An 11713-nucleotide genomic window follows, 5' to 3' on the forward strand; every position below is an offset into this window, starting at 1 on the left:
GTTTAGATCATTCTTACCTTTACGACGATAAGGGATAATATATTTAGCATTCATCAGCCGCACATCATGACCAAGCTTCCGTAATTCTAGTGCCCAATATTGACTACCACCGCAAGACTCAATACCAATTAAACAAGGTGGTTTATTTGCAAAAAATGTCAGTACATTCGCACGGCGCATATTTCTCTGGCTGATCACTTTTCGATTTTCATCTTCTAAGTGAATTGAAATTAAATGTTTGGCTATATCAATTCCACAAAAATCTGCAACGTCTTTCATGATGCTCTCCTAACTGAACTCACATTGGTGAGCCAGAGTATAGAGGAGAGAAGTCCATACCATTATTACTAGGCCACCGCTTATTTTTACGGAGCACATATGTATTTATTATTTTTTATCTTAAGACCTCTACAATCCAGTAATCATGGAACTTTAGGGACTATATGTCAATTTAAGTAAACCTTATAAATAGGCGCCCGCCGAGGTATCTAAATTTCTGCGGCGCTTGCAGTGCCCGTGATTCTTAGGCTTTAGATTATTCATTCAAATCACCCTATCTTTCTACCACATGTTTTTAAGCTGGTGCTTACATAACTGGTAATTCTCTGATTATGTAAGCACTTTGAGTTCAGTTTTGTGATCAATTTCAACAAGCTAATACGGAGGTGTAAACTTTATGCCCCACTTACAATATGGCTAGGTTAGCTCTCCAAGGTCTCCAAGCTCAATTGCCCATCAGCTAACCACTCATTGGTTACAAAATTTTAATTTCATTCAGAAAGATTAAGGCATAGAATAGTTTAATCATTAAACTATATCTGTATTGAGGTAAATTTTGCCCAACTTGCAACAACCTACACTCGAAGACACTGTTGAGTTCGGCCAAGCCTTTCGTCACTTCATGGGCAGTTTAAAAGTGAATGTGCGCGATAAGGTCAAGGCTGAGCTGGGGTTCGAGTTTACTGACTTCCCTATTTTGTTCTTAATTCGTAATGGTCGGGTTTACCCAAGCCAAATCAGTGAGACGATGCGTATGTCGGCGTCTATGATTTCTCACATGATCGATAGAACACTGAAAGCTAAATTAATTGAGAGACAAATAGACTCTGAAGACAGCCGCAAAATACGCCTCAGTTTAACACCCGAGGGTGAGCGTATATTGTCGCTGGTAAATGATGTTTACCTGAAATTCATCTTGGATGCTGGCGTTAACCAAGCAGATTTACAGCAAGCAACGGCTGTCCTTAAACAATTGGCCCCTTTTTGCCACACCACCCTGGAGAAAAAATGAATTCTGAACCTACAACAGTCATAAGCCCTAGAGAACGCAGAGGCGCTTTAATCGGGGTTTTACTTGCTCTTTTCATGGCGGCGCTTGATCAAACCATTGTCTCTACGGCAACGCCTATGATTATTAAAGATTTATCCTTTCCAACTAACTGGATTACTTGGTTAACCACCTCATATTTAGTAACCGGTACGGCTCTCTTACCGATTTGGGGCAAGTTATCTGATCTTTATGGTCGTCGACCTATGCTACTCACCGGCATCGTTATTTTTGTTATTGCATCGATCTTATGCGCTATTGCTCAAACCCCTATTGAGTTGGTTTTGTATCGAGCCTTACAAGGTGTCGGTTCTGCAGCTATTTTTGCGAATGCCTTTGCGGTGGTTGGTGATTTATTTGAGCCCCATGAGCGGCCAAAGTACCAAGGCTTGTTTGGCGCAATGTTTGGGCTCAGTTCAGTTATTGGCCCATGGATTGGTGGCTTGCTAACTGACTTAATTAGCTGGCATTGGGTTTTTTTAGTGAACATCCCCGTAGGTGCCATTGCTTTTTTCTTTATTGCTAAACGTATGCCCTTGTTGCGACACACCTCTGGACAGCACATTGATTTTTTCGGGGCGGCACTATTGTTGCTGTTTGTTATTCCGCTGTTGCTGGCGCTTTCATTAGCGCCTACGAGCTATGCATGGGCTTCGGTTGAAACCATATCTATGTTTAGTTTGTCGATTATTGCGTTTACCTTGTTTATTCGCCATGAACTAAAAAGCGACGGCGCCATAGTAGATCTAAAACTCTTTGCCAACAAAACCTTTGGTTTAACGGCGTTGGCCTCTTTTGTGTTAGGTGCGGTGTTTTTAGGTTCTATCGTTTTTATTCCACTTTACATGGTGAATGTTTTAGGGGTCAGTGCGACTAGTTCGGGCGCTACTTTAACGCCGTTAACGCTGGGCTTGGTATTTGGCAACATTACCAGTGGACAACTGGTGTCACGTATTGGCTCTTATAAACCCGTGCTTATTCCAAGTTTGGTGGCACTTATCTTTGCCTATTTGTGGTTTGCATTAACGCTTGACGCCGAACAAACGCAACTGCAAATCATTATAAAGCTCGTTGTATTGGGTATTGCTTTAGGGCCTACCATTCCGCTCTACACGCAAATGATGATCAATGCGGCCCCGAGAAATAAAATGGGCGTGGCTTCCGCATCTGCGACCTTTGTTCGGCAAATGGGTAGTAGTGTTGGGCTTGCGCTTCTAGGCACAGTATTCAGTGCCTATTTGGCAAATGCGTTCATGACCGACATTGCACCTCAACTCCCGAGTCAGCTGCAAAGCCAAGTCGTTGCTAGTGATCAGGTGGATACGGAGCATCAAGCTGCATCGATTAATTTTGAACAAATTCGATTAACCGTACAAGAGAATGTTGCTGACCCGGTTGAACAGGCGGCGGCGTTAGCGCAGGTCACAACGATAGAGAATAGCTTTAAGGTGATTTGGGCAGAAGCGACTCGGAAGATATTCCAATACGGATTTCTCATTGTGATTTTAGGCTTGGCGATTACGCTTATTATCCCTGAAATTCCATTTTCTCGGCCAACGAAGAAAAAGCCGGTCGTTACGGAATCGAATTAACCTAAAAACTAACAGGCACAAAAAAACACTCGTTGCTTACACAGCGAGTGCTTTTAAATAGAGTCTTACTTAGCTGGAATATTGTCGAAATCTGATTTATCGTGACGTTCTTTCAACTGATCAGATGGCTCACCCCAAGCACTATTAACCTTGCGACCGCGAATAACACCTGGTCGTTTAGCAATTTGTTCTGCCCAACGCTTAACATGAGTATAGCTATTCACATCTAGAAACTCTTGAGCATCGTAAATAGTGCCAATTACTAACGTGCCATACCATGGCCAGATGGCCATATCGGCTATGGTGTATTCATCTCCCGTCATGTACATATTGCTAGCTAGGTGCTTATCTAATACATCAAGCTGGCGTTTTACTTCCATGGCGTAACGGTTGATTGGGTACTCATATTTTTCTGGTGCGTAAGTGTAAAAGTGGCCAAAACCACCACCTAAAAATGGTGCACTGCCCATTTGCCAGAATAACCAGTTCAAACATTCTGCTCGGCCTGCGACTGTTTTTGGCATAAAATGGCCGAACTTCTCTGCCAAATAAACCATCATTGAACCAGACTCGAACAAGCGAATCGGTTCATCACCATTTTTATCAATCATTGCTGGAATTTTTGAGTTTGGGTTTATCTCAACAAAGCCACTACTGAATTGGTCACCCTCTCCAATATCAATGAAATAGGCATCGTATTCCGCGCCATCAACACCTTGTTCAAGTAACTCTTCTAAAAGTATCGTTACTTTTACGCCATTGGGCGTTGCTAACGAATGCAGCTGTATTGGATGTTTACCAACGGGCAAAACTTTCTCATGAGTTGGGCCAGATACAGGTCGGTTTGTGCTGGCAAACTTACCACCGCTTTCAGAGTCCCAAGTCCAGACGGCTGGCGGGGTATAGGTTGGATCAGACATGTATAATTCCTTTCAAGTAATTCGTATGGCAGACCATTGAAGCTTAGAATAGTTCAATATTAGTCACTTAGAGATGGCGTCGAGTATAGAAATATCAAGGCTGTGAGCTAAACCGCCACTCTATAACATTAGTGTTGAGTGAAGTTCTCTACTAGTAATGCGTAAACCAATTCAACATTGACATCATTTATGGGGTGGTCGTTAGAGGAATGAATATCCCCTGCTTTATTACCTAAGGCAATACTGACAAATTCGGGCTTGTTGTCATGCAGTAAAAATACAATTTTTTTGTCGAGGGGCACGCAGTCTACTGTGATGGCATCGGCTTGAATGCCCTGCTTACGAAGCGCCGCATCGATTACACCTAATATGGTATCAATGGTGTCATTTGCGACATCGAATTTATCATTGGCTTGAGCGACAATGGTGGAGATTTGTTTAAGCTTGGCTTTCATTTTGTTGTCTTTACTTATTTCGGCTTCAACGGGAATATACCTAAAATACAGGTATTAATTAATGTTTATTTTTTGAAACTGACCTGGTGGTGAAGTTAATTGGGCTTTGACAATTTTTTGATTCATTGCAGAAACTTGGCATTCGTAGTAATACTTCTCTTTTTCAACACCTTTAATAACAAGGTCTATAAACACTAAATACTGTTTCGAGGTATCATTGTAACGAGTTGAGTATTCATCTAAATTTGATGCTAATAACTTAGCACCGAGCTGCTTTTTTATTTGGCTACGACAGGTTTCAACGGCTAGCTGCAAACTGCCCTGGGCTTGGCCTTTAGGCGATTCATTGCCGCCAAAAATAGATTGCGCAGTTGGGAATTTTTCATAATTATTCACAATGAAGGTAATTACCATTAAGACCCCAACAATCGCTAAACCTATGACTAAGGGTGACTTTTTCTCTGGTGTTTTAGGCTTTGTCATCGAAATAACTCTCCATTCGCTATTACCCACCCTTGCAAGCACAAACGCTGCGCATAAAAAAACGCCACTTATCGAATTAGTACCTAAAGGTAAAAATAGATCAGTGGCGCTTATTTACTAGTGCTTATACTGCGCGAACGTTATTCGCACAAGGGCCTTTCTGGCCTTCACCCACTTCAAACTCTACAGCTTGACCGTCATTCAAAGTAGCGTAACCGCCACCTGCTTGAATTTCAGAATGGTGAACAAACAAATCTTTACCGCCGTCTTCAGGAGTAATAAATCCGAAACCTTTGTCAGCATTAAACCACTTAACTGTACCTTTACTCATATTCTGCTCTTTATATCTAGTCGTTATATAATTCTGATCTTGTGATTTAAATGACAAAAAAAGAACCGGAACCTCATTGTACACACAACCCAACCATAAAGCCGAATTTAAAACGCCAGAAATTGGCTTATTTGGCGCTTATTGATGGGCTATTTCCAAAAACAGTTCATTTTTAAACCGTGTTTAGAAAAAACAGGCGCTTGGAATGCAATTATGGGCGTTAATTAGTGTCAGTGAGTACGAATAAGGTTACGACTTACTTCACCCATAACAAAGTAGCACAACCGGGTAAAAACTCATCGGCTTCCAAACAGGCAACCTGTGCAGTACCTAAATTAACGCCGCGCGCTTCATCGCCCGCTAAATGGCGCGCTAACCGTGACAGCAAAGGGTTATGCGCCACAACGAGTTGGTTAGGTAAATCTGCACGGAGAATGTCATCGATAATGGGCTCTAGTGAGCAATCTGGCGTAACCCGATCATCAACTTGCCGGTGTTTCACGTTCAAACCCTGCTCAATTAATATATCGGCGCTTTGCAATGCACGTAAATAAGGGCTAACGGTCATTTGGTCTATCTCTGGTAATAACCGTGCTTTACTGGCCACCGCGCCCCGCCCTGTAGGGGTTAAGGCACGGCCTGCATCGTTGGGTGAAAAAGGTTCTGCATCACCGTGGCGCATTAAATAGAGTTTCATTTTTCAGTATCTGGCTTTTCGCCTGGCTGTTCTTCCGCTTCATCTGGCACAGCTACTTCGACTGGAGCTTCGGGTTTTATAGGGGCGTCTGGCCAATCTGCAAATGGAAAGACCTTCTCATCTGATTGGAACGTAAGGTATTTCGTAATTTGAGCCTGAAACAGGGTCAATTGGCTAGAAAACTTCAGCAATGATTCTCTTGGCTCATCTTGAAACCACAATGAGCCCCACTGAATAAGTGAAATTATAACCATGACAACGGTGGCAACTCTAAAGAATACCCAAAACAGTATTATAAAGAGAAGTTTAAAAATATGGTGCTCGCGATCTTCAACTAACATTGTAAATCTCCTTAAAGGCCATCAGACATAAATTCTACGTCTTGTGCCAAATCACCTGACATTAACTTACTCGAAATAGCTGATATCGGCATGTCTTCATAGATAACCGCATACAAGCCTTTTACTAAAGGCATATATATACCCAGTTCGAGTGCTTTGTCATTAACCATTCGTAATGTATTTATACCTTCAGCAGTTTCGCCAATTTTTTTTATGGCCTGTTTTAAAGTAAGTCCTTCACCAATGTAGTAGCCAACCCGATAGTTTCGGCTTAGAGAAGACGTACAGGTTACGATAAGGTCGCCGACACCGGCTAACCCTAAAAATGTCATTGGGTTGGCGCCTAATCGCACGGCAAAGCGTGACATTTCAGCCAAGGAGCGTGTAATTATGGCCGCTTTGGTGTTATCAGCCATGCCTAATGCGGCGGCTAAACCAGCGACTATGGCATAAATGTTTTTAATAGCGCCTGCCATTTCAACACCATAAATATCTGGGTTGCCATACACTCGAAACGACTGGCAGCTAAGCATTTCTTGCACTTCAGCACGCAGTTTCGGGCTGTAGGACGCGATAACCGTTGCGGTTATTTGGTCATCGGCAATTTCTTTCGCTAAGTTCGGCCCTGAAATGACACCAATTTCATGTGCTGGCGCTACTTCTTGTAGAATTTGGCTCATTAATTTAAAAGAATTAGGCTCGATACCCTTGGTCAAACTAATAAGCTTGGCATGGGGTTGCAAAAACGGTACAGCTTCTTCTAATACTGACCGAAATGCCTTGCTGGGCACTGCCACGAACACATAATCGGCGCAACGAACTGAATCTTCTAGAGATAGGCTAGGTACTAAATTTTTATGCAGTTTATAGCCGGGTAAATAGCGTGAGTTTTCACGGCTTTCTAGGATATCGTCAGCTTGTTTTTCGCTGCGCATCCAGAGGCTTACTGAGTGATTGTTTATTGCAGATATGTTGGCGATTGCAGTTCCGAAACTACCCCCACCTAATACTGTGACATTGTAAGATGGGGATTGGTTTGTATTGGACACGCTTATTCCTTAATAATTTGACTGTTCAATGCAATCAACTAGCTCTTTGAAGGCAACCTTATTTTTTTCGTTGAGTGACATTAAAATTTTGTGTGCTTCAAGCACCCTAGCCTGGGCACTTTGTTCATCGGCCGGAATAACTTCGGCTTCAGCCAACGGTAGTTTTGCGTTATCAACATCTGCTGAAGATACGATGACATAAACTCTATCGCGGAAGCCCATGGTTTCTATTACACGGGTGATATCTGGGTTAGAGCTAATCAACGTTGGCAGTTCTTTCATTTTAGTTACAGCAACGCGTGATATTTTAGCTAACAAGCCCAAGCTGGTGCTGTCTATGCCTTCAGCATCGGATACGTCAACAACCACCGAAGAAAAAATAGGATCTTGTAACATCAATTGTAAGCAATTATCAATTGTTGTACATAACGTCATGCGCACATCACCGGTCAGTTTCACTAAATAACTGCCTTCTCGGTTCGCAATCAATACACGCCCATTACTCATGAACTAACAACCTTATAAATCTTAATATAGTTCAACGGTTAGCACGGTAATATCATCCGGTGCCCCTTTCGTTAACCCTTCTTTCCTGAGCTCATCAAGAAAATCGTGCATAGTATGGTTCGGCTGCATCACCAACTCAAGTAATCGCTGCTCTTTTTCTAATAATGAGGGCTCTTTCATCAATTCAAAGATACCATCAGACAATAGCGTCAAATGTTTGAAGCCTGCTAAATCTATATGATGACTTGCATAAATGGCATCGTCAAAAAGCCCTACAGCCAATGCTTCAGGTTCAATCGTTGTACATTGTTGATCAAAACAGAGGATAGGGGCAGGAAAATGTGCCGCCATTGCGTAATCCATACGATGAATTGAGGTGTCAATCACACCGTAGAACATAGTCGCATGCTTATTGGTCTGTGTTTTGAGTAAATCGAGACTAATTTGGCGCAATACTTGGCCAGGATTCATGACGATATCGGAGGTATTATTTTCAAATTCATCTTTATAACGATCAATTTGAGTCTTTATTAATAAGGTGATTAAAGCTGAACTAGCACCGTGGCCAGAAACATCAGCAATATAGAAAACAAACTGGTTTGGGCTAATTTCGAAATAATCAACAGAGTCGCCACTCAAATAGGTTGAAGGCTCCATGTTATGGCGTACTTTGTAACCATTTTGCTCTAGTGGAAACCTAGGTAAAAGTCGCTCTTGGACGGCTCTTCCGGCTTGTAGATCGAGTTTGAGTCGATCTACATGATCTTGCAACTCTTGATTGCGAACTTCAAGCTCTTCACGGTATAGGGTGTTTTCTTTAACTAAAAGTGACCGTTCTAGAGCACGCTCTACGGTATGTTCAAGTACGCTCAAATCTACAACGGGCTTCATTAAGTAATCGGCAGCTCCTAGACGAAGTGCTTCAACAACATCGGTCATAACGCCGGCGCCTGAAACCACAATGACAGGGGTGTCATCTGAGGCATTCATAATTTGCTTTAACACCAACAAACCATCCATGCCTGGCATTCTTAAATCGCAAATAACTAGGTCGGGTTTTTCGCGCTCGAATAGCTCTAATCCAAGCGCACCATTGTTAGCTTCTATAACTTGGTAGCCACTGTCTTCAAAATAAGCGGCAATAGATTCTCGCACCGCGTTTTCATCATCTACAATTAATAACGTCGCACTGGTCATCGGCATTCGATACTTAAAATTAGGCTGTCGAGGCGCCACCGTAGCCTTACTAGGAACTAAACGCAATAGTTTTGACAGCGGCCACTATATCGGATATTTGTAACACTTAATTTTGAAAGACAGAAACAAAAATAGAGATAAACCCAGGAGCGTTAAAATGAGCCTATCTAGCAAAGACTATGAAGAAAAACGCGATTTTATGCGTATGACCTTAAATGCCAAAGCATCCATAACCACCAGTGATGGGGCTACCTTTGACGTTAAAGTGGTCGACCTAAGTGCAACGGGTATGCACCTAGAAGCGACTAAGTCACTGCCTATCGCCGCTGAAGTCACTGTGAATGTAGAATCACCCAATGCCCAGTTTCAGTCAATGACGGCTATATGTGTCGTAGTAAGATGCATCGAGTTAAGTGAAATAAAGTTTGATATTGGTTTAGAAGTGAAATCGCTTACTTAAAAACCTTCATCTAAAAACTCGTCTTCTTCGTCAAAATCGGTGCTATTGTCTAAAAAGTCGTCGGTTTTGATTTGACCATCATTTACATCAAATTCGCGCGTCGATAAATAAGCTTGGCGGTAAATTATGTATTTGTCGCCGCTGATTAGCCCTTCAGCAGAAATTAAATCAGCTCTGGTTTGTACAGCCGATAACAATGTGACACCTGTTTTCTCAGCCGTTGAGATAGGTGCGTAGGTTATGGGGTTCAATGCAGGGTCAGCCAAAAGTCCTAAAGCATCACGCAATGACGATGGTCCAAAAAATGGCACTACTAGGTACGGCCCAGGCCCTACCCCCCAGCTACCGAGGGTTTGCCCTAAATCTTCACGTTCAACCGGCAACCCAATTTTGCTGGCCACATCAAATAACCCGCCAATGCCTACGGTTGAGTTGATAAGTAAGCGCCCAGTCGATTGAACAGCCCCTTTACCCTTGCCTTGCAAGCCATTGTGAACAACGTTGCGCACTTCGCCTAAGTTGGTGAACACGTTGCGCACACCGCGTTCGGCAAACTCTGGCATTATAAATTGGTAGGTTTTTGCGACAGGTTTAAGTAAAAATCGATCTAAAACATCATTAAAACCGTGCGTAACACGATTGACCGGTTCAAGTGGGTCGTCGGAGGCTGCAAAAATGGGGTTGGCGGCACTCACTAGCGTCAGTGCCAACAAAATTGAAAGGGATTGAACCCTTAAGCTGTTTGATGCTCTTTTAACCATGATGTTAATGATTGTTCCGCCTTTGTCGTCAATCCTTGAGTGGCAGTTTGTGCCAGCTTTGGTTGCGACACGCTTGGCTTCACTGCTTGAGCTTGGATTTGAGCAAACTTTGACGCTTTAGACAACTGTAAATTGTGAGTCTTTACATCTGTTGCTTCAAATTTGGGACGTTGGTCAGAAGCTTTAATAAGCTTTTTCTCTACTTGCGCAAACCGTCGCCCTACGCCGATTGCACCTTGATTGACCATTTTAATTTCACGCGTGAGCATAGACTGCGTCTGCAGTAGCTTTGCTTCTAATCGACGAATGCGCCGTTGGTTGCTATAAAAAAATACACTCGCCAATAGCAAAATAAACAGCGTAAATGAAGCGTCCATGAATGAGCTAGGTAAAGCTGAAAGAATAAAGTCCATTGGTTCTCTCCAATTTATTGACAGTTTATTCTATTCAGCACATTTCAGGCCAACATTAGAGTTCTGCGAGCTCTGCCCATTCGGTTTCAGTCAATAAATTTTTAATTTCGATTAAAATTAACAACTCATCATTTTTATGACTGACACCTTGGATGTAACGCGCATTGTCGTTATTACCAACATTCGGTGCTATTTCAATTTCTGATTCACGCAAGTAAACCACTTCAGCAACGGCATCGACTAAAATACCCACGACTTGATCATCAGTCTCAAGCATCACTATTCGCGTGCTGTCGGTAATATCGGTAGTGGGTAAACCAAATCGCTCCCGCGTGTCGACCACAGTGACGACATTACCGCGAAGATTAATAATACCAATCACATAGGAAGGTGCACCTGGGACTGGCGCAATTTCGTTGTAACGAAGCACTTCACTAACTTGCATTACGTTTATTCCATAGGTTTCATTTTCTAAACGAAAAGTCACCCACTGGAGAATAGGATCATCTCCGGCTTTCAATGTTTGTGCTGTCATTAAACTTCCTCCACAACATTCATCAACTTACTATAGACCACATTTCGTAATCCGCTATGCATTCAAAATGCGATTAAATTCATCTAGATCAACCAAGGCGCACATCTCAGATATAATGGTTCCGGCCAGCCAAGGTCGACTGGTTCTGCTCGAACGCCATTTAACTAAGTCTGTCGTCAAGGTAATTGAGCCTTCTATCGAGTTTGCACCGAAAGCCCAATCAGAATCATGCACGCCTACGGCGAATTTAATAAGATCCCGATTCTCACGTTTATGCCGCTCTGGCATGACTAGCTGGCCAGTATCGACCACTCTAATATTTCTATCTTTTGCTACCGGTAATAAGCCCATAAACCAATCTGGTTGATCAAACAAGCTGGTTAGCTCACGATCTAGTGGGTGAATATTGCCGAGTAACAGCAATGGTACCGCGAGCTTTAGCCCTTCAACTTCAAAAACCAAGCATTCAAAACGACCTTGTGCCCATTCAGGAGGCCCGCCTTTCGCTCGCTGAACCACTGGTTCTGGTTCTGGTTCTGGTTCTGGTTCTGGTTCTGGTTCTGGTTCTGGTTCTGGTTCTGGTTCTGGTTCTGGTTCTGGTTCTGGTTCTGGTTCTGGTTCTGGTTCTGGTTCTGGTTCTGGTTC

The 11713-nt window shown here is 42.8% G+C and carries 16 protein-coding genes and 1 pseudogene; 3 read left to right on the forward strand and 14 right to left on the reverse strand.

All coding sequences use genetic code 11. The features are described from left to right. A pseudogene (locus ACI882_RS17820) lies at positions 1-279 on the reverse strand (IS110 family transposase); the annotation flags it as partial. Positions 280-835: 556 nt separating this feature from the next. On the opposite strand from ACI882_RS17820, the gene ACI882_RS17825 reads away from it, so the two are divergent. Together ACI882_RS17825 and ACI882_RS17830 are read left to right on the forward strand one after the other, a co-directional pair. Continuing rightward, positions 836-1291 carry a MarR family winged helix-turn-helix transcriptional regulator gene (locus ACI882_RS17825; RefSeq protein WP_411746451.1) on the forward strand — a complete coding sequence of 152 codons (456 nt, stop codon included), beginning with the start codon at positions 836-838 and terminating at the stop codon, positions 1289-1291. Beyond that, entirely contained in the window at positions 1288-2919 is a 1632-nt protein-coding gene (locus ACI882_RS17830) for an MDR family MFS transporter (protein ID WP_411746452.1), read from the forward strand. Before ACI882_RS17825 ends, ACI882_RS17830 begins: the two co-directional genes overlap by 4 nt. A gap of 65 nt (positions 2920-2984) precedes the next feature. On the opposite strand, the gene yghU is transcribed toward ACI882_RS17830, so the two are convergent. The 9 genes from yghU to ACI882_RS17875 form a co-directional block, all read right to left on the reverse strand. Then, positions 2985-3839 (reverse strand): glutathione-dependent disulfide-bond oxidoreductase, encoded by an 855-nt coding sequence (gene yghU / locus ACI882_RS17835; protein WP_411746453.1) that lies wholly within the window; start codon positions 3837-3839, stop codon positions 2985-2987. A 128-nt stretch (positions 3840-3967) separates the two neighbouring features. Further along, positions 3968-4294: a hypothetical protein gene (locus ACI882_RS17840; protein WP_411746454.1), complete on the reverse strand. Its 327-nt coding sequence runs from the start codon at positions 4292-4294 to the stop codon at positions 3968-3970. A 54-nt stretch (positions 4295-4348) separates the two neighbouring features. Next, positions 4349-4777, reverse strand: coding sequence for a hypothetical protein (locus ACI882_RS17845; protein ID WP_411746455.1), 429 nt, complete (start codon positions 4775-4777; stop codon positions 4349-4351). Positions 4778-4901: 124 nt separating this feature from the next. Next, on the reverse strand, positions 4902-5108 hold the full coding sequence (locus tag ACI882_RS17850; protein ID WP_411745624.1) for a cold-shock protein: 207 nt from the start codon (positions 5106-5108) through the stop codon (positions 4902-4904). A gap of 256 nt (positions 5109-5364) precedes the next feature. Next, positions 5365-5805, reverse strand: a complete 441-nt coding sequence (locus tag ACI882_RS17855) for a SixA phosphatase family protein (protein WP_411745623.1) — start codon at positions 5803-5805, stop codon at positions 5365-5367. Then, positions 5802-6146, reverse strand: a complete 345-nt coding sequence (locus ACI882_RS17860; protein ID WP_411745622.1) for a DUF4389 domain-containing protein — start codon at positions 6144-6146, stop codon at positions 5802-5804. The genes ACI882_RS17855 and ACI882_RS17860 overlap by 4 nt, the downstream gene beginning before the upstream one ends. An 11-nt stretch (positions 6147-6157) precedes the next feature. Further along, entirely contained in the window at positions 6158-7195 is a 1038-nt protein-coding gene (locus ACI882_RS17865; protein ID WP_411745621.1) for an NAD(P)H-dependent glycerol-3-phosphate dehydrogenase, read from the reverse strand. 9 nt (positions 7196-7204) lie between these two features. Continuing rightward, on the reverse strand, positions 7205-7702 hold the full coding sequence (locus tag ACI882_RS17870; RefSeq protein WP_411745620.1) for an STAS domain-containing protein: 498 nt from the start codon (positions 7700-7702) through the stop codon (positions 7205-7207). Between the two features lie 21 nt (positions 7703-7723). Beyond that, positions 7724-8905, reverse strand: a complete 1182-nt coding sequence (locus ACI882_RS17875; RefSeq protein WP_411745619.1) for a response regulator — start codon at positions 8903-8905, stop codon at positions 7724-7726. A 151-nt stretch (positions 8906-9056) separates the two neighbouring features. Here ACI882_RS17875 and ACI882_RS17880 point away from each other — a divergent pair, with 151 nt between their 5' ends. After that, a complete protein-coding gene (locus ACI882_RS17880) occupies positions 9057-9359 on the forward strand; it encodes a PilZ domain-containing protein (protein WP_411745618.1) in 303 nt (100 codons plus the stop codon). On the opposite strand, the gene ACI882_RS17885 is transcribed toward ACI882_RS17880, so the two are convergent. The 4 genes from ACI882_RS17885 to ACI882_RS17900 all read right to left on the reverse strand — a co-directional run. Next, on the reverse strand, positions 9356-10120 hold the full coding sequence (locus ACI882_RS17885) for a VacJ family lipoprotein (RefSeq protein ID WP_411745617.1): 765 nt from the start codon (positions 10118-10120) through the stop codon (positions 9356-9358). The genes ACI882_RS17880 and ACI882_RS17885 overlap by 4 nt on opposite strands. Continuing rightward, positions 10093-10533 carry a hypothetical protein gene (locus tag ACI882_RS17890; protein WP_411745616.1) on the reverse strand — a complete coding sequence of 147 codons (441 nt, stop codon included), beginning with the start codon at positions 10531-10533 and terminating at the stop codon, positions 10093-10095. The genes ACI882_RS17885 and ACI882_RS17890 overlap by 28 nt, the downstream gene beginning before the upstream one ends. A gap of 55 nt (positions 10534-10588) precedes the next feature. After that, entirely contained in the window at positions 10589-11068 is a 480-nt protein-coding gene (locus ACI882_RS17895; protein ID WP_411745615.1) for a chemotaxis protein CheW, read from the reverse strand. Between the two features lie 54 nt (positions 11069-11122). Further along, the coding region (locus ACI882_RS17900) for a chemotaxis protein CheW (protein ID WP_411748586.1) at positions 11123-11713 on the reverse strand (591 nt) is incomplete at its 5' end.

Origin of the sequence: Reinekea sp. (genome assembly GCF_046710285.1) — a bacterium.
GTDB lineage: Bacteria > Pseudomonadota > Gammaproteobacteria > Pseudomonadales > Natronospirillaceae > Reinekea.